Raw genomic sequence first — 20,870 nt, forward strand, 5'->3', positions numbered from 1 at the left:
TTCGGATGATGTTTCGCCTAGAGCTCACTTCCGATCCACATCGCTCCCGGCGGATGGCCGGGTGTCAGGCATGCACGACCTCCTCGTAGGCGCCTTCGCTGACCAATCGCCCCTTGTCGAGCCGATATAGCTTATCGCAGTGGGCAACGGTCGTAAGTCGGTGGGCCACGATAATAATCGTCTTGTTGCCGTGCAGAGCATCGACGGAATCCATAACGCCTCGTTCGGTCGCCGTGTCGAGCGCGCTGGTGGCCTCGTCCAGAACCAAAACCGCCGGGTCGTGATAAAGGGCGCGTGCGATGCCAATGCGTTGGCGTTGCCCGCCGGAAAGCCTGACCCCCCGCTCCCCGACCTGGGTATCCAAACCGTCCGGTAACGATCCGACGAGCTCGTCGAGCTGAGCCGATCTCACCGCAGCCCATACCGCAGCGTCGTCGATGTCCTTGTCGACGATTCCGAAGGCGATGTTGCGACGCAGACTGTCGTCGGTCAGAAAGATACTTTGGGGAACATAGCCGATCTGATCTTGCCAACCCCTGAGATTCGTTCCGATATCCATCCCGTCGACCAGCACGCGCCCGGAAGAGGGGAGAATCAGCCCGAGAATCACGTCGATCAACGTGCTTTTGCCGGCCCCGCTGCCGCCGATAAATCCGACCGATGCACCGATCGGAATCGCGAGATGGATATCGGCGATGGCCGCGACGCTCGCCCCGTCGTAAGTGAACCCGACGCCTTCAAGCCGAATTTCTCGGTTGAAAGGCAGGAGTCCGATTCGTGGCGCAGGAACCACACGCTCCAGCTCGCGTAACTCTGAATGCACACTGTCGACCACGGGTCCAACAAACCTCAACTCTTGGCTGCTCGTCGTCACCTGCCCCAGTTTGGGCATCAAACGAAAGGCTGCGGCGGCAAACACTGCAAGCGTCGGGATGATGGACTCGATCGCACGCCCTTGCGCCAACATACTGACCACCAGCGCCACCAATCCGAGCACAGCCAGAAATTCGAACCAGAGGCGAGGTAGGCCGTTGAGAAATTTACGTTTCCGCTCCGCTTGAGCGTTCCCGACAGCATGGGTCGCGAATTGAGCCAGAAAACTTTCTTCATGCCCCAGCAGCTTAATGTCCTTCACGCCGCCTAGCCCCTGCTGAAGGTGCTGGATAATCCGGCCTTGATGAAAGCGCCGCGCCTTGCCCCACCGGCGAATCCGTTGTTTGGTGACGTACTGAAGAAATGTCCCGGCCGTACCCAGGACGAGGAGAGCGACCAAACCGCCGATTGGCTCGACGAACAGAAGTAGTGCCCCGATTCCGATCAACACCAGTCCTTGGGTCGACAGCTCGATCAGGCTATTCAAACCGGACGTGAACTGATTGGACTCGACACTAACGTTACGGATTAGTTGCGCCGAGTTGCGCCTGAGATGAAAGGCGTAGGGTTGCAGCAGATAGGCGCGGAACAACCGGCGCGATAAGGTCGCCTGCGTCTCGGCAACGAACGCCGAGCGCTGCCACGTCATAAAGGCCAAGAAGGCATTCTTGACGGCGAAAAAACCGAGCATGCCGAACATTCCGAAAACGATGAGGGTTTTCTGGTCGGGATTCCCCAAGCGCTCCAGGTAAGGCGCCAGCGAGGGATAACGGCTGCCGATGTCGGGCTCGGATACCAGCGCCAAGAACGGAATGATCAGACCCACGCCCGCGGTCTCGAGGACCATCGCAACCAACATCAGGGCAAACAGCCCATAGGCCCGCGTCCGCTGTTCCGGTTTCAAGACTGCAAAGATTTTAGCGATGAGTCTCATGACAGCCTTGTGAAATGATACAACGTCATCGGAATTGCGCGGAGTCAACTCGGCCCGACATTTGCGTCTTGTCGAACGGCGATTCGGCAGCGTTACAGAGGAATCGGCAACCCAAGTCGGACCGATCCGACCCAAGGAGCCCTTTCGTCGGGTGCTCCCGTGCCTTCCCTGCCTCGTTGTGTATCATCGCGTGGAAGAATGAATGGAAAACGCCCTCCCGACGCACACGGCATGATGCATCAGGTGACGTTTCTTGCTTAACATGTCTTGCGACAGGGACAAGCGTTTCGATACAAGAAACACCTAGTCTGCATTGATCCCGAGACCAGGTCAACGCATGTGAGGGAAGCACAGGCGATCGCCGATCGGGTCGACCTCTCAAGTGGGGGTCAGCGGCGCGACCGACATCTTCCTCGAAGAACAACGCAGAAACCGAAGCCGTAAATGAGGTTCGCGATGCATAAGAAAGCAAAACCGACGCACCTGAAGATCCCGATGGCGCTTTTGCTCCTTTTTGTTCTCGCGCTGCTCTTCGCCGGCTCGATCTCGGCACAGACGTCTCCGACACCGGTTGCTTACTGGTTTCTCGACGAGACCGAAGGAGTGACCGCCGCCGATCAATTTGGCGGCAATGACCTCGCCCTAGCGGGCCCGACTCAGTGGCAGCCCGATTCCGGGTATGTCGACGGCGCACTCGCGCTGAGCGGGAGCGGCGCTTACGGAACGCGTGCCGACGCCCAGTTGGGCGCCGGCATTCCGGGCAAGCTCGGCACCCAAACTCGGGATTTCACGTTGTCGGCCTGGATCCACCCGACCAGCTTAGCCGACCGCAATCCAATCCTCGTCAAACAAGGTGCGCCGGAGCGGGGCTTGATGTGGAGCGCCGGCACGTCGGACGGCGCCGGCCGACTCTACGTCGAAGTCTACAAGAGCAACAACACGACAACCGGAAAGACGGAGCTGACATCGAGTATCCCGCTGACCGTCGGCGTGTGGCAGCACGTCGCGGCAACCTATCGCTTCCTCGCCGATGGCAGCTCGGTTCTCACCCTCTATATCGATGGAAACCAGGTCGGACAGACCACCACGGCCATCGGCCCCGTTCGCGCGAACGACCGACCTCTGGATCTAGGTCGGTACACCTGGAACACCTACCAGCGCTTCTTCAACGGACGTCTGGACGAGGTCCAGATCTTCGATGCCGCGCTGACGCCCACACAGATACAAGCCATCATCGACGAGGCCGAGCTGCAGGCAACGAACGCACCGCCCTTGGCCGCCATCGCGGCGACGCCGCAGGGCGGTCTTGCACCCCTTACGGTCAATTTCGACGCAAGCGCATCCTCCGACCCGGACGGTGTAATCTCCTCCTACGACTGGGACTTCGGAGACGGCGCCACCTCTTCGGCGATCGCGCCGAGCCATCAGTACTTGGCCCCGGGCGCCTACCTCGCGACCCTCACCGTCACGGACAATCTCGGTAAGACCGGAAGCGCGGAGCAAACAATACGGGCAACCGATCCTCTGAACATCGAGCCGATCGCGCGCTTCACCGCCCTCTGGAACGGCGTCACGGTCACGCTCGACGCGACCTCGTCTTCCGATGCCGACGGCAACATTGCCTCTTACCGATGGGATCTCGGCGACGGCACCGCCAAGTCCGGCCCGACCATCCAGCACGACTACGCACAGCCGGGAACCTACAACGTCAGCCTGACGGTCACCGACGACAGCGGCGGCATCGATACCCTCACGAAGGCCGTGACCTTCACCGCTCCGGAGCTCAAGGTCTTCGAGATCAATCGCCTCGTCACGACAGACGATCGCGGCTTCCCGTGGGATCAACCGCCCGCGGAAGCGGCCAACGGCGACTGGACGACGCCGATCAACTACGCCGAGGGCACCCTGCACATGCGCGCCGAGATCCGCGGACAACCCGTGGCTCAGGCGATGAAGCTCCAGTTCTGCATGTGGCAGTACGAGCTCACCCTGGAGACCTGCACCTCGACCCAAAACGTCCCCGGCACGAGCGGGACCGTGGCGACCTGGTCGTCGTACATCCCGACCATGTTCAAGAAGGACGGCAACCCCATGGACTGGGAGAATCCGCGGCAGCGCTACGGGCTGGCCATCAAGAACAGCGACGGCCTGCCCGTCAGCGACTTTCTCGACTGGAACTGGAACGGCGAAGATCCCGACGATTGGTATCCGCTCGACATCCGCTTTACCGTGGTCGCCGTCCCGCCCGGGGAGACCTTCGGGGGCTGGACGAACGACGTCTTCGACGCGGCACCGGGTTACATCACCGACAGCACCCCACCGGCGATCGGCCCTGTCAGCGTCTCCGCCGGACAAACCTCGGCGGTCGTGAGCTGGACGACGAGCGAGCCGACCACCGCCGTGCTCGTCTATGGATTGACCTCCGGCCACGGGACGGGCGAAGCCGAATCCCCATCCCTTTCGACCTCCCACAGCGTCACGCTCGGCAACCTGACGCCCGGGACGACTTACCACTATCGCATCGACGCCTTCGACGCGGCCGGCAACAGCAGCGCCACCGGGGATCTGACCTTCTCGACCCAGTCCGAGGACACGCCCTCGCCGGTAATCGTCTCGGACGATTTCAATGAGGGCACCCTCGACACCGACGTTTGGACATTCATCGATCCGCTCGGCGACGCCACCCTTTCGCTCAATGGCGCTCAGGCCGCCATCGCTGCGCCCGGCGGAACCGCGCACGACATCTGGAGCAGCGGCAACTTCGCGCCGCGCCTCATGCAGGCGGCACCCGACGCGGACTTCGAGGTCGAGGTCAAGCTGGACTCGCCGGTGACGCAACGCTTCCAGATCCAGGGTCTGGTCGTCGAAGAATCCCCGGGTCGCTTCATGCGGTTCGACGTCCATCACGACGGTACGGGGGTCCGGGTCTTCGCCGCCACCGTGGTCGACGGCACGGCGTCCATTCGACACAATGTCCTTACGGCGCTTTCGGGCAGTCCGATCTATCTGCGTCTGGCGCGTGAGGGCGATCTCTGGACCCCCAGATATTCCACGGACGGCATCACCTGGCAGACCCTCAACGCCTTCAGCCACGCTATGGACGTCGGCGCGATCGGCGTCTTCGCCGGCAATGCAGCCAGCAGCGGGAGCCCGGTGCCCGCGCATACCGCGGTGTTCGATCATTTCTTCGACACTGCCGCACCGATCGACCCGGAGCCGGGTGCGCCCGTCATCACCACACAACCGGCCGACCTGGTCGTTTCCGAGGGCGAGACGGCGACCTTCTCCGTGGTTGCCGAGGGCGATGCCCCGCTCGCGTACCAATGGGCCCGCGACGGCGTCCCGATCGACGGCGCGAACAGCGCCTCCTACAGCATCCCGAGCGCAAGCACCGCGGACGACGGGGCGCTCTTCGTCGTCACCGTGTCCAACTCGGCCGGCAGCGTCGCGAGCCGGGCCGCGCGACTGGATGTCGCCGCCTCAGGGGCCCCGTTGATCGATGTTTGGTACGGCCCCGAGCAATCCTTCGGGACCCTCGGCGTACCGCAGTGGGCGATCAACGTCCTGGGCAACATCTCAGACCCCGACGGTCTCGGACAGGCCACCTATTCGCTCAACGGCGGAGCAGCTCAGGCCCTGTCGGTCGGACCGTTTCGCCGACTGGAAGCGCCCGGCGACTTCAATGTCGAAATACCCTTCTCGAGCCTGATCTCGGGCGCCAATCTCATCGAAATTCGTGCCACGGACAGCCTCGGCAACGAGGCCGTCGAGACGGTCACCGTTCAGTACTCCCCCGGCAACGCCTGGCCGTTGGACTACGCAGTCGACTGGGCAACGACGGGTAAGATCCACGATGTCGCGCAGATCGTCGACGGGGATTGGGGCATTGTCGGCGGCGCGCTGCGACCGATTCAGCGCGGCTACGATCGCCTGGTCGCGATCGGCGATCTCGCCTGGACCGACTACGAGGTGACGGTCCCGGTCACCCTGCACGGCTTCGATGCGAAGGGATTCGAGAGGCCCAATTTCAAACCCGCCCTCGGCGTGATGCTCAAGTGGCCCGGACACACCAATTGGACGGAGACCCAACCGGCCTGGGGTTACTACCCGGCGGGCGGAGGCGCCTGGTACGAGTTCGAGCAAGACGGCTCCGGATCGCTCTACATGACGGATTTCGAGAACTTCGACGTCGTCGATCCGTTGGGCCGCACCCTGAGCACCGATGTCACCTACATCTGGAAGGTGCGGGTGGAGTCACTGATCGGCGGGAGCACCCGGTACAGCGCCAAGATCTGGCCGGCCACCGATCCGGAACCGACCAGCTGGGAGATCGTCGCGACGGACACCAACGATGTCGAGGGCGGATCGCTCCTCCTGGTCGCGCATTATGTCGACGCGAGCTTCGGCAACGTCGCGATCGGCCCCATCACATCCGATCCGAATGATCCGCCCCCGCCGCCGGTGCTGCACCATGGCGTGCTCGACGGCGTCGGTGCGAGCTGGCAGACCGTCACCTTGCCCTACGACTACACCAACCCGGTCGTCGTGGCCTCGGTGCGTTACCCGGACGCCTCCGTCACCCCCGTCGTGACCCGGATCCGCAACGCCTTCGGCAACCAATTCGAGGTGCGCGTACAAAATCCGAGCGACCAGCCACTGAACGGGACCTACAGCGTCTACTACACCGTCGTCGAGGCCGGCGTCTATACCGAAGCCCAGCACGGGATCAAGATGGAAGCGGTGCGCTTCACCTCGAACAACACCAACTATAGCGGCGCTTGGTGGCAGCAAGAAGCGCGAAGCTACGCCAACAGTTACACCGCGCCGGTCGTGCTGGGACAGGTCATGAGCGCCAACGACCCACGCTGGTCGGCGTTCTGGGCGCGCGGCGGCACCACGAACGACCCACCGGATTCGGCGCAGCTCTCCGCCAGCAAGCACGTCGGCGAGGATCCGATCACGACCCGTGCGAACGAGCAGATCGGCTACCTGGTCATCGAATCCGGCAACGGCGAGGTCGGCGGTATCGCCTATCAAGCCGGGGTCAGCGACGCCGCCATCCAGGGCATCGATGGTTCGCCGCCCTTCTCCGTGACGCATCAGCTTGCAGTGCAGGCGTCCGGGGCGATCGTCTCCTCCGCGGGCATGAAAGGCGGCAACGGCGGTTGGCCCGTCCTCTTCGGGTCCGATCCCCTCGCCAACGGTGGCCTCGCACTGGCCATCGACGAAGACCAGCTCGCCGACGCCGAGCGCTCTCACGGCGCCGAGCAGGTGGCCTATCTCGTGCTCGGAGGTGATGCCGGCCCAAGCGCACCGACCGTCACCGCGCCGCCGGACATCACCGCCGAGGCCACGGGGATCCTCACCGGTGTCGATCTGGGCACGGCCACCGCCAGCGACGGCAGTCCGGTGAGCAACGACGCGCCCACCGACGGCTTCCCGCTCGGCCTCAGCGTCGTGACCTGGTCGGCGACCAACACCGACGGACTCACCGGCACCGCCGAGCAGCAGGTCGAGATCCTCGACACCACCGCGCCGCAGCTCGCGGTGCCGCCGGACATCGTCACGGAGGCCACCGGCACCTTGACGCCGGTCGAGCTCGGCGAGGCCACCGCCACGGACCTCTTCGAGCCGGTGACGATCGTGAACGATGCGCCGAGCGAGGGCTTCCCGGTCGGCATCACCGTCGTCACCTGGACCGCCACCGACGCCAACGCCAACGCGGCAACCGCGGAGCAAAGCGTCACCGTGACGGACGGCACGGGCAACCTTGCCCCCCTTGCGGTCGACGACAGCGCGATCGTCGGGCAGGGCGGCGCCGTGACAATCGCGGTCCTCGACAACGACAGCGACCCCGACGGGACGCTCGACCCCGCCACGGTCGTCGTTCAGAGCGGGCCGGCGAGCGGGACCTTGAGCGACGACGGCACCGGCGTGCTCACCTACACCCACGACGGATCGGCCACGACGACGGACGCCTTCAGCTACCGCGTCGCCGATACCGAGGGGGCCGTCTCCAATATCGCCGAGGTCGCGGTCACGATCACCCCGCCGGATACCGCATCGGCGATCTTCCATCACGGTACCCTCACGGGCGTCGACGACACCTGGCGCACCGTCACGCTGCCGCGCAGCTACGCCAACCCGGTGGTGATCGCCGCCGTGCAGTACGACACGCCTCCGGCGCTCCCCGCGATCGCGCGGGTGCGCAACGCCGCGGGCAACAGCTTCGAGGTGCGGGTGCAGAACCCGGGCGACGCGGAGCTGGAGGCGGTCTATACGCTGTATTACACGGTCGTGGATGCCGGCGTCTATACACTGGCCGAGCACGGCATCCAGATGGAAGCCGTGCGCTTCAACTCCACCCAAACCAGCGGGAAAGGCAACTGGTCGGCCGGCAACACCCGCGCCTATGCCCAGAGCTACACCAACCCGGTCGTCGTCGGTCAGGTCATGAGCGCGAACGACCCGCGCTGGTCGGCCTTCTGGGCGCGCGGCGGCAGCATCAAGCAACCGCCAACCTCGAGCACCCTGGTGGTCTCCAAGCACGTCGGCGAGGACTTCGAGAATACCCGCGCCGACGAAACCATCGGATATCTGGTGATCGAGGCGGGCAGCGGCACGACCACCGACAATACCCTCTATGCGGCCGGTCTCAGCGCCCAAACGGTTGCCGGCGTGGAGGGCGCCCCGCCTTACGCGGTGCCCTACCCCGCCGGCATCGCCCCGAGCACCGCCGCGCTCTCCGCATCCGCCATGCAAGGTGGCGACGGCGGCTGGCCTATCCTCTACGGGCTCGCGCCCCTCGGCGGCAGCACGCTGGATCTCGCCTTCCAGGAAGACCAGCTCGGCGATCTCGAGATGACCCATACCAACGAGCAGGTGGCCTATCTTCTCCTTGAGGGCAACGCCGGCCCAAGCGCACCGACCGTCACCGCGCCGCCGGACATCACCGCCGAGGCCACGGGGATCCTCACCGGTGTCGATCTGGGCACGGCCACCGCCAGCGACGGCAGTCCGGTGAGCAACGACGCGCCCACCGACGGCTTCCCGCTCGGCCTCAGCGTCGTGACCTGGTCGGCGACCAACACCGACGCACTCACCGGCACCGCCGAGCAGCAGGTCGAGATCCTCGACACCACCGCGCCGCAGCTCGCGGTGCCGCCGGACATCGTCACGGAGGCCGCCGGCACCTTGACGCCGGTCGAGCTCGGCGAGGCCACCGCCACGGACCTCTTCGAGCCGGTGACGATCGTGAACGATGCGCCGAGCGAGGGCTTCCCGGTCGGCATCACCGTCGTCACCTGGACCGCCACCGACGCCAACGCCAACGCGGCAACCGCGGAGCAAAGCGTCACCGTGACGGACGGCACGGGCAACCTTGCCCCCCTTGCGGTCGACGACAGCGCGATCGTCGGGCAGGGCGGCGCCGTGACGATCGCGGTCCTCGACAACGACAGCGACCCCGACGGGACGCTCGACCCCGCCACGGTCGTCGTTCAGAGCGGGCCGGCGAGCGGGACCTTGAGCGACGACGGCACCGGCGTGCTCACCTACACCCACGACGGATCGGCAACCACCGCCGACAGCTTCACCTACACGGTCAACGACGACCTCGGCGCCACGTCCAATGCCGCCACCGTCGTTCTTGACGTCACATCCGGAGCGGCTTGGTGGAGCAACCAGCACGGATTCCGCGTGGAATTCGAGGTCAGCCCCGGTGCAACGGCCCTGACCGACAAGGTCACGAGCGTCCCGATCGACTTCACGACCTTGCTCGCGCAGGCCGGAGCAAGCGCTGCAACGCTCGATGCGAATTCGCTGCGCCTTGTCGAGGTCGATGCATCCGGTACCGTCATTGATCCGGCCGTGCCGTTCCAATTCGATCCGGCCGCGGATTACGCTCCGTCCGACAACGCCGTCGGCGAATTGGTGATTCTCCTGACCGGATCGACCCCCGCGAGCGGGAGCCGCCGATTCGCGCTCTACTTCACCGAGACCGGCATCGGACTGCCGCCCCCGCCGGTCCTGCCCCGCGTTTCAGTCACGGATGATCTGATCGACGAGGGCCAGACGAGCATCCGCACGCGCACGCTCGCGGGAGACTGGTTCTATCACAAGGAAGGGGCAGGCTTTTCGAGCCTGAATGACCTGGACGGGAATGACTGGATCGGCTACTCAACCGCGACAGGGTCCGCCGGCGAGTTCCGAGGCACGCCCAATCTCGTGCCTCCTGGAAGCGGCGGTCACTTCCATCCCGGCGCGACCACGTCTTCATCGGTCTTGCTGGATGCCGGACCGCTAAGGGCCCGCATCCAGTCGGAGACCTTGGACGGGGAATGGGGCGCGATGTGGGAAATCCTGCCGACGCACGCAACGATGACGGTCACGCGGGCACCCGAAAACTACTGGTTCCTCTACGAAGGCACCCCCGGCGGTAGCCTCGAGCCCAGCACAGATCTGGTCGTGCGATCGACCGGAACACAGAGCACCGGCGATACCAGTTGGGCACAAGATCTCCCCGGAGAGGAATGGGCATACTTCGCAGACCCCGGCGTCGGGCGCTCGCTCTTCGTTTCCGGACATCTCGATGATTCCGCCATCGACTCCTATCGGCCTCTTGACAACGTCATGACGGTCTTCGGCCTTGGCCGAAACCAGCTCAACGCCCTGCTGTCCGGGACATCGCGGCGCTTCTCCGTCGGTCTCGTCGACAGCACCGCATTCGCATCGATCGCGCCCGTTGTCCGCTCGGCATCGGCAGATGACGTCACCGCCAACTTCGGCCTAGCCGAGGCCCGTTCCTCGGGTTCTCAGCCCGTGGACGCCCGCGCGCTGTCGGACACGGTCTCCGGCCCAGCTTCATTGACGATCCAAGTCGACGGCAGCGCCTCGATCAGCAATGCGGGCAGCATCACCGGATACGCGTGGGATTTCGGAGACGGCGAGAGCGCAACGGGAGCGCTGGCGACGCACACCTATAGCCAAACGGGCATCTTCACGGTCACCTTGACGGTGACCTCCTCGAGCGGAGCAAGCAACACGGATCACTTTGCTGTCGCCGTAGGCGTCCTGTTATCCGAACCCGCCGCACAACCCCCGACCGTCACCCCGCCGCCGGACATCACCGCCGAGGCCACCGGGCTCCTCACCGATGCCAATCTGGGCACGGCCACCGCCAGCGACGGCAGCCCGGTGAGCAACGACGCGCCCACCGACGGCTTCCCGCTCGGCCTCACCGTCGTGACCTGGTCCGCCACCAACGCCGACGGAACCGGCACCGCCGAGCAGCAGGTCGAGATCCTCGACACCACCGCGCCGCAGCTCGCGGCGCCGCCGGACATCGTCACGGATGCCACCGGTACCTTGACGCCGGTCGAGCTCGGCGAGGCCACCGCCACGGACCTCTTCGAGCCCGTGACGATCGTGAACGACGCCCCGAGCGAGGGCTTCCCGGTCGGCGCCACCGTCGTGACCTGGACCGCCACCGACGCCAACGCAAACGCGGCAACCGCGGAGCAGAGCGTCACGATTCTCGGCAGCACCCTCAACGAGCCGCCGCTCGCCGCCGACGATACCGCATCGGTGGTGCGCGGAGGCAGCGTCGCGATCGACGTCCTCGCCAACGACAGCGACCCCGACGGGACGCTCGACCCCGCCACGGTCGTCATTCAGAGCGCACCGGCGAGCGGGACCGTGAACGACGACGGCACCGGCGTGCTCACCTACACCCACGACGGATCGGCCACGACGACGGACGCCTTCAGCTACCGCGTCGCCGATACCGAGGGGGCCGTCTCCAATATCGCCGAGGTCGCGGTCACGATCACCCCGCCGGATACCGCATCGGCGATCTTCCATCACGGTACCCTCACGGGCGTCGACGACACCTGGCGCACCGTCACGCTGCCGCGCAGCTACGCCAACCCGGTGGTGATCGCCGCCGTGCAGTACGACACGCCTCCGGCGCTCCCCGCGATCGCGCGGGTGCGCAACGCCGCGGGCAACAGCTTCGAGGTGCGGGTGCAGAATCCGGGCGACGCGGTGCTGGACGCGGTCTACACCATCCACTACACGGTGGTCGAGGCCGGCGTCTATACACTGGCCGAGCACGGCATCCAGATGGAAGCCGTGCGCTTCAACTCCACCCAAACCAGCGGGAAAGGCAACTGGTCGGCCGGCAACACCCGCGCCTATGCCCAGAGCTACACCAACCCGGTCGTCGTCGGTCAGGTCATGAGCGCGAACGACCCGCGCTGGTCGGCCTTCTGGGCGCGCGGCGGCAGCATCAAGCAACCGCCAACCTCGAGCACCCTGGTGGTCTCCAAGCACGTCGGCGAGGACTTCGAGAATACCCGCGCCGACGAAACCATCGGATATCTGGTGATCGAGGCGGGCAGCGGCACGACCACCGACAATACCCTCTATGCGGCCGGTCTCAGCGCCCAAACGGTTGCCGGCGTGGAGGGCGCCCCGCCTTACGCGGTGCCCTACCCCGCCGGCATCGCCCCGAGCACCGCCGCGCTCTCCGCATCCGCCATGCAAGGTGGCGACGGCGGCTGGCCTATCCTCTACGGGCTCGCGCCCCTCGGCGGCAGCACGCTGGATCTCGCCTTCCAGGAAGACCAGCTCGGCGATCTCGAGATGACACACATCGCGGAGCAGGTGGCCTACCTTTTGCTTCAATAAATCCCTATGCAGGCAGCACGCCGCGGCCGTCCGTGCAGCCTTTCGTAGGCCCGAAGACCACCACCGGACGTGCGGTTTTCCGCGTCCGACGATGGGACCCAGCCACCGTGATGCGGCGGCGAGATCCGATGGAAGCCACGGATGCTGGATGTTCCGGCCTTGATGAAAGGGGCGCGCCTTGGCCCAACGACGAATCGGCTGCTTGGTGACATATTGAAAGAGGGTCCCGGCGGTCCCCCGGCAGCAAGAACGCGAGCAGACTGTTCAACCCGGACGTGAACTGGTTGGACTCCATCCTCATGTTCCGAATCAGCTGCGCCGAGTTGCGCCTGAAATGGAAGGTGGCGGGCTGGAGGAGATAGGCGCGCAACAGGCGACGCGACGGTGCCGCCTGCGTGTCGGCGACGAATGCCGACCGTTGCCGGACCGTGAAGACCACGAACGCGCTCTTGAGCGCAAGAGATCCAAGCATGCCGAGCATACCGAACACGATCGGGGGCTTCCGGTCGGGATTCCCAATCGTTCCAGGTCGGGATTCAGCTATGGTGTAACGGCCGCCCATGTCGGTCTCCGACCCCAGTGCCAAGAACGGAATGATGCGACCGACACCCAAGGTCTCGAGCACCGCGGCGACCAACATGAGCGCAAAGAGCCAGTATCTGCGGCTGCGCTGCTACGGCCTCGAAACTGCGAAGACCTCCCGGATATATTCCATGCTGTAAGGAGAGAGCGATGAGATCGTCACATGAGGCCGGAGGGAAGACGCAGAGCAGGCCGTCGTCTTTCGCCCTATTGGTCGCAGCGACGTCGCCGAATGAGCCAAACGGCGCCCCACCACCCGGTGGGACAAGAGCAGCGCGTTCGTCGGGTGTGCGCGTGGTATCTCGCCCGACTGTGTATCATCGATCTTGACAACGGCCGACAACGGGCTTACGCCGCAAGGCGTGATGCGGTCGCAATCGATGTTTCGCCGCCAAACCATGGCTGATGGCACGAATCTCGGATCCGAGTCATGATGGTCTGGAGTCCGCGTTGAATCCGGGACGAGGTCGACGCATATTCCGGATTGCCCGAAGGGCGCTCCGCAATCCTCCCGAACTGCTCGCGGTCCGCACCACGACGGGACCGGAAATCATTGTAAACGCTAGGAATCGAAGCCGTACACGAGGTCACCCATGCACATGAAACGGATATCGGAACGCACCCGAATCGCGAAACGGCTCTCCTTCCTATCGCTGCTCCTATTGGTTTTCGCCTGCTCGCTCTCGGCGCAGACACTCCCCACACCGGTCGCATACTGGTTTCTCGACGAGGCAACCGGTCTGGCTGCACCCGACGCTGTCGCCGCAAACGACCTTACCCTCACCGGACCGGCGCAGTGGGCGCCCGACTCCGGGTTCGTCGACGGCGCCCTGGCACTCGGCGGGAACGGCGCCTACGCGACCCGCGGCGACGCGCTCTTGGGCCCCGGAATACCCGGAAAGCTCGGCGCGACCACCCGGGATTTCACGCTCTCTGCCTGGATTTTCCCCGACAGTCTGACCGACCGCAACCCGATCCTCGTCAAACAAGGAGCACCCGAGCGTGGCCTCATGTGGAGCGCCGGGACCTCCGACGGTACGGGCCGACTCACCGTCGAGGTCTACAAGAGCAACAATGCGACCACCGGCAAAACGGAGCTGACGTCCAGCGTCCCGCTGAGCGTCGGGGTCTGGCAACATGTCGCAGTGACCTACCGCTTCGTCGCGGACGGCACCTCCGTCCTACGGCTCTATATCGACGGCAATCAGGTCGCGGAGACCACCAGCGCGGTGGGACCGGTCCGCGGCAACGACCGCGCCCTGGATCTGGGACAGTACACGTGGAATTCCTACGCCCGGTTCTTCAACGGACGCATCGACGAGGTTCAGATCTTCGACGCCGCGTTGACGGCAGCGCAGGTTGAGGACCTCATCGACGAGGCGAACCTCCAAGCGACGAACGTCCCGCCACAGGCCGTGCTCTCGGCCACGCCGCAGAACGGCGATGCACCCTTGATGGTCTCGTTCGACGCGGGCGCCTCGTCAGACCCGGACGGCAGCATCGTTGCGTACGACTGGGACTTCGGGGACGGCATTGGCTCCACCGAGGTCGCCCCCGTCCACGACTACGTCTCCCCGGGCGTCTATACCGCGACGCTCCAGGTCACCGACAACCTCGGCAAAACCGGGAGCACCGAGCAGATGATTCGCGCGACGGATCCGTCGAGCACGCCGCCCGTTGCCCGCTTCTCCGCCCGCTGGAACGGCATCACCGTCACGCTCGACGCGACCGCGTCCTCGGATGCCGACGGCTCCATCGTCTCCTACCAGTGGAATCTCGGAGACGGTGCGGCCAAGTCCGGCCCGACGATCCAGCACAGCTACGCCCAGCTCGGGACCTACAACGTCAGCCTTACGGTGATCGACGACAGCGGCAAGCTCGACACGCGCACGCAAGCCGTCACCTTCAGCGCACCCGAGCTGAAGGTCTTCGAGATCAATCGGCTGGTCACCAAGAGCGACCGGGGCTTTCCCTGGGACCAGCCTCCGGCGCCGGCCGCGAACGGCAACTGGCTCACCCCCATCAACTATGCCGAAGGCACATTGCAGATGCGAGCCGAGATCCGCGGGCAGCCCGTGGCTCAGGCGATGAAACTCCAGTTCTGCATGTGGCAGTATAGCCTTACGCTGGAGACCTGCAGCTCGATGCGCGACGTCCCCGGCACCCCGGGAACCGTCGTGACGTGGTCGTCCTCCATCCCGACTATGTACAAGAAGGACGGCAACCCGCTGGACTGGGCCAATCCGCGCCAGCGCTACGCACTGTCCATCAAGAACAGCGCCGGACTGCCCGTGAGCGACTTCTCGGGCTGGAACTGGTACGGCGAGAACCCGGACGCATGGTATCCCCTCGATATCCGCTACACGGTGGTCGCGGTCCCGCCCGGAAAAACCTTCGGGGGCTGGACCGCCGACGTCCTGAACGCCGCGCCCGGTTACATCAGCGACGTGACGGCGCCGACCATCGGGCCCGTCAACGTCTCCGCCGGCCAAACCTCCGCGGTCCTGACCTGGACGACAAGCGAGCCGGCCACCGCTACCCTTGTCTACGGGCCGAGCGCGAGCTACGGCACGGGCGAAGCAACTTCGTCCACCCTTTCGACCACGCATAGCGTCACGCTCTCGAGTCTGAGCCCGGGGAGCACCTATCACTATCGCATCGACGCCGTCGACGCGACCGGCAATACCCGCGCCACCGGCGACCTGACCTTCGCAACCCAGCCCGCGGCCCCACCCGCCGCGGCAATCGTTTCAGACGATTTCAGTCAAGGCTCGCTCGACACCGCCGTCTGGACTTTCGTCAATCCACTCGGGGATGCGGCCCTCTCGCTCAACGGCGCGCAAGCCAGCATCTCCGTACCCGGTGGGACGGCGCACGACATCTGGACGGCCGGCAACTTCGCGCCACGTATCATGCAGGCGGCCCCGAATGCGAACTTCGAGGTCGAGATCAAATTGGACTCGCCCGTGACACAGCGATTCCAGATCCAGGGCCTAGTGGTCCAGGAGTCTCCAAGTCGTTTCCTGCGCTTCGACGTCCATCACGACGGCACCCAGGTGCGCGTCTTTGCGGCAACCCTGGTCGACGGCGCAGCATCCGTCCGGCACAACGTCGCCACGGCGCTCTCGGGCAGCCCCCTCTACCTGCGGTTGGCGCGTCAGGGAAATCTCTGGACCCCGAGGTACTCGACCGACGGCACCGCTTGGCAAACACTGGGCAGCTTCAGCCACACCATGAATGTCGCCGCGATCGGCGTCTTCGCGGCCAACGCGGCCAATTCGGGCAGCCCGGTGCCCGCCCATATGCTCGTGGTCGATCACTTCTTCGATACCGCGGCACCGATCGACCCCGAGCCAGGTGCACCCGTCATCACCACACAACCGGCCGACCGGATCGTCTCGGCGGGTCAGACGGCGACCTTCTCGGTAGTTGCAAGCGGCGATGCCCCCCTCGCGTACCAGTGGTCCCGCAACGGTCTCCCCATCGCCGGCGCCAACGGTGCCTCCTACAGCATCCCGAGTGTGACCACCGCGGACAACGGTGCGCTGTTCGTCGTGACCGTCTCCAACGCGGCCGGCAGTGTCGCGAGCCGAGCGGCGCGATTGGACGTGACCTCCGCGGGAGCTCCCGTCATCGATGTCTGGTACGGCCCCGAGCAACCCTTCGGCGCACTCGGCGCACCTCAATGGGCAATCAACGTCCTCGGCAACGTCTCCGACCCCGACGGTCTCGGCGCCGTGACCTACTCACTCAACGGCGGGCCGGCGCAGGCCCTTTCGGTCGGGCCGTTCCGTCGACTCGAGGCGCCCGGTGACTTCAATGTCGAAATTCCCTTCGCGAGCCTGATTCCCGGCGCCAATCTCATCGAGATCCGCGCAGCCGACAGCGGCGGCAACCAGTCCGTCAGAACGGTCACCGTGCAGCACTCCCCCGGCAATGTCTGGCCTCTGGATTACAGCATTGACTGGGCAGCAACGGGCAACCTCCAGGACGTCGCGCAGATCGTCGACGGGGAATGGGGGCTGGTCGGCAGCGCGCTGCGCCCGATTCAGCGCGGCTACGATCGCCTGGTCGCGATCGGCGATCTCGCCTGGACCGACTACGAGGTGACGGTCCCGGTCACCCTGCACGGCTTCGATGCGAAGGGATTCGAGAGGCCCAATTTCAAGCCGGCCCTCGGCGTCATGCTCAAGTGGCCCGGACACAGCAATTGGACGGGTTCTCAGCCCGCATGGGGCTATTACCCGGCCGGTGGTGGCGCCTGGTACGAATTCGAGCAGAACGGCTCCGGATCGCTCTACGTGACGGATTTCGAGAACTTCGATGTTCTCGATCCGCTGGCCCGTACGCTGAGTACCGGGGTTGCCTACATCTGGAAGGTGCGAGTCGAATCCCTAACCGGCGGGACCACCCGATACAGCGCCAAGGTTTGGCGGGCGACCGACCCGGAGCCGGCCGGCTGGGAGATCATCGCGACCGATGCAAACGATGTGGAAGGCGGATCACTGCTCCTGGTGGCCCATTACGTCGACGCAAGCTTCGGCAACGTGACGATCAGCCCCATCACCTCCGATCCGAACGAGCCGCCCCCGCCGCCGGTGCTGCACCACGGCATGCTCGACGGCGTCGGCGCGAGCTGGCAGACCGTCACCTTGCCCTACAACTACACCAATCCGGTCGTCGTCGCCTCCGTGCGCTACCCGAACGCCTCCGCACGGCCTGTGGTCACGCGGGTGCGGAATGCCGTCGGCAACCGATTCGAGCTGAGCGTGCAGAACCCGAGCGGCCAGTCGCTCGCCGGTACCTACAGCGTGAACTACACCGTCGTCGAGGCCGGCGTCTACACGCAGGCCCAGCACGGCATCAAAATGGAGGCGGTTAAGTTCACCTCGAACAACACGAACTCCAAGGGCTCGTGGTGGCAACAGGAGGCCCGCAACTACATCAACAGCTACAGCGCGCCGGTCGTGCTTGGACAGGTGATGAGCGCGAATGACCCGCGCTGGTCGTCCTTCTGGGCTCGCGGCGACACGAAGGACGACGCACCGAGCCCGACGAAGCTCTCCGCGAGCAAGCATGTCGGCGAGGACACGGTCAAGACCCGTGCGAACGAGCTGATCGGCTATCTGGTCATCGAATCCGGCACCGGCATGACCGACGGCGTGGCCTATCAGGCGGGTGTCAGCACGGCCGCCGTGCAGGGCGTCGGCAATTCGCCGCCCTTCGCCGTTCCGTACCAGCTTGCCACGCAGGCGTCTACCGCAGTCGTCTCCTCCGCCGGCATGAAGTTCAGCGACGGCGGTTGGCCGGTCCTGTTCGGTGCAGACCCGCTCGCCAACGGTGCACTCGCGCTGGCCATCGACGAGGACCAGATCGCCGACACGGAACGCACCCACGGCAGCGAGCAGGTCGCCTTCCTGGTCCTCGGGGGCGCGGACGGCCCGAGTGCCCCGACCGTCACCCCGCCGCCCGACATCGCCGCCGAGGCCACGGGGACTCTCACCTCGGTCGCCTTGGGCTCCGGGAGCAGCAGCGACGGCTCCCCGGTGACGAACGACGCACCGTCGGGCGGCTTCCCGCTCGGCACGACGCTCGTCACCTGGTCGGCGACCAACGCCGAGGGTCTTACGGGAACCGCCACGCAACGGGTGACCGTCTCCGACACCACCGCTCCACAGGTCACGGCCCCGCCGAACATCGTCACGAATGCCACCGGAACCCTGACTCCGGTCAACCTGGGCCAGGCCGCAGCCACCGATCTCTTCGAGCCGGTGACACTCGTCAACGACGCCCCGAGCAGCGGCTTCCCGGTCGGCACGACCCTGGTGACCTGGACCGCTACCGATGCGAACGGCAACAGCTCGAGTGGAACGCAGAGCGTGACCGTCGTCGCAGACGGAACCGGAGGAGGCATCGTCTCCGACACGTTCAATAGGAGCACGCTCGGCACCGGCGTTTGGACCTTCGTCAATCCGCTCGGCGATGCCACGCTGTCGCTCAACGGCGCGCAGGCCGGAATCGCCGTACCCGGCGCAACCGCGCACGACATCTGGACCGCCGGCAACTTCGCGCCACGTCTCATGCAGGCGGCACCAAACGCGGACTTCGAAGTCGAGATCAAATTCGATTCGCCGGTCACCCAGCGCTTTCAGATCCAGGGTCTGGTGGTCGAGGAGTCGGCCACTCGATTCGTGCGATTCGACGTGCACCACGACGGCTCCCAGGTCCGAGTCTTCGCCGCCACACTGGTCGACGGCACCCCGACGATTCGGCACAATGTTGCCACCTCGCTCGCGGGCAGCCCGCTCCATCTGCGGTTGGCACGCCAGGGCAGTCTCTGGACGCCGAAGTACTCGACCGACGGCACAAACTGGCAGACCTTAACTGGCTTCAGCCACTCCATGAACGTCAGCGCTATCGGCGTCTTTGCCGGAAACTCCGGCAGCCCGGTACCCGCGAATACGGCGCTCGTCGATTACTTCGTCAGCACCGCCGATTCGATCGAGCCGCGACCGCCGATCGCCGTCGACGACACGGCATCCGTCGTGCGCGGAGACACCGTCGTGATCGACGTCCTCGCCAACGACAGCGATCCGGACGGCGATCTCGACCCCGGCACCGTCGTGATTCAGAGTCTGCCCGCCTCCGGCACGCTGAGTGACGACGGCACCGGGCGCCTGACGTATATCCACGACGGCTCTGCCACCACGACCGACAGCTTCAGCTACACCGTCGCTGATGCGCTTGGGACCGTTTCGAATGTCGCGGAGGTGTCGCTCACGATCACCGCAGCCCCCGCAACGGCCTCGGTCTTCCACCACGGGACGCTTTCGGCAATCGACGACACCTGGCGTACCGTCACGCTACCCCGCAGCTATACCAATCCGGTCGTCATCGCTGCCGTCCAGTACGACGCGCCTCCCGCATTCCCCGCGATCGCGCGGGTGCGCAACGCCATCGGCAACAGCTTCGAGGTGCGCGTACAGAATCCGGGGAACGAGCCACTCGACGCGACCTACACCATCCACTACACGGTGGTCGAGGCCGGCGTCTATACCCTCGCCGAGCACGGCATCAAGATGGAGGCCGCCCGGTTCAGCTCGAACCAAACCAGTGGAAGCGGCAACTGGTCTGCAGGCAACACCCGCGCCTACGCGCAGAGCTACACCAACCCGGTTGTCGTCGGTCAGGTTATGAGCGAGAACGACCCGCTCTGGTCGGTGTTCTGGGCGCGCGGCGGTACCATTAAAACGCCACCCACCTCCAGCACCCTCGTCGTCTCGAAGCATGTCGGGGAAGACTTCGAGAAGACCCGTGCCAACGAAACCATCGGTTATCTGGTCATCGAGGCAGGCAGCGGCGTGGCCGCGGACACCCGTTATACGGCCGGCCTCAGCGCCCGAACGGTCGCGGGGGTCGAGGGTATCCCGCCCTACGCTGTGCCGTACCCCGCCGGCATCGCTCCGACGACCGCCGTGCTGTCCGCTTCAGCCATGCAAGGCGGCGACGGCGGCTGGCCCATCCTCTTCGGGCTCGCGCCCCTCAGCGCCGGAGCCCTGGATCTCGCCTTCCAGGAAGACCAGCTCGCCGATCTCGAGACCACCCACACCACCGAGCAGGTGGCCTACCTTTTGCTGGAATAAAGCGATTTCCGGAAGATTCCAACGCGGTAGGTTGTGCTGACGACACGAAGCACAACTTGCACCCGCGGTAAGTTGGCTCGCAGGGCTCGGCACAATTTGCGGTCCCGGTGCGAGCCTGCCGCAGTCGGTCGCGCTGGATTCACCGAGAC

General features: G+C 65.3%; 4 protein-coding genes. 2 read left to right on the forward strand and 2 right to left on the reverse strand.

What is annotated here, in order from left to right; all coding sequences use genetic code 11:
* Positions 1 to 64: 64 nt before the first annotated feature.
* The gene (locus LT988_RS03345; protein WP_232408832.1) at positions 65 to 1,807 is read right to left on the reverse strand and encodes an ABC transporter ATP-binding protein; all 1,743 of its coding nucleotides are present in this window, start codon (positions 1,805 to 1,807) and stop codon (positions 65 to 67) included.
* Positions 1,808 to 2,263: 456 nt separating this feature from the next.
* Here LT988_RS03345 and LT988_RS03350 point away from each other — a divergent pair, with 456 nt between their 5' ends.
* On the forward strand, positions 2,264 to 12,496 hold the full coding sequence (locus LT988_RS03350) for a PKD domain-containing protein (protein WP_232408833.1): 10,233 nt from the start codon (positions 2,264 to 2,266) through the stop codon (positions 12,494 to 12,496).
* Between the two features lie 4 nt (positions 12,497 to 12,500).
* Here the strand turns inward: LT988_RS03350 and LT988_RS03355 are convergent, their stop codons facing one another.
* On the reverse strand, positions 12,501 to 13,136 hold the full coding sequence (locus tag LT988_RS03355; protein WP_232408834.1) for a hypothetical protein: 636 nt from the start codon (positions 13,134 to 13,136) through the stop codon (positions 12,501 to 12,503).
* Between the two features lie 541 nt (positions 13,137 to 13,677).
* On the opposite strand from LT988_RS03355, the gene LT988_RS03360 reads away from it, so the two are divergent.
* Complete coding sequence (locus LT988_RS03360; protein ID WP_232408835.1) at positions 13,678 to 20,721, forward strand: PKD domain-containing protein; 7,044 nt, start codon at positions 13,678 to 13,680, stop codon at positions 20,719 to 20,721.
* Positions 20,722 to 20,870: the final 149 nt, after the last annotated feature.

Source organism: Thiocapsa bogorovii, from assembly GCF_021228795.1.
Classification (GTDB): domain Bacteria; phylum Pseudomonadota; class Gammaproteobacteria; order Chromatiales; family Chromatiaceae; genus Thiocapsa; species Thiocapsa bogorovii.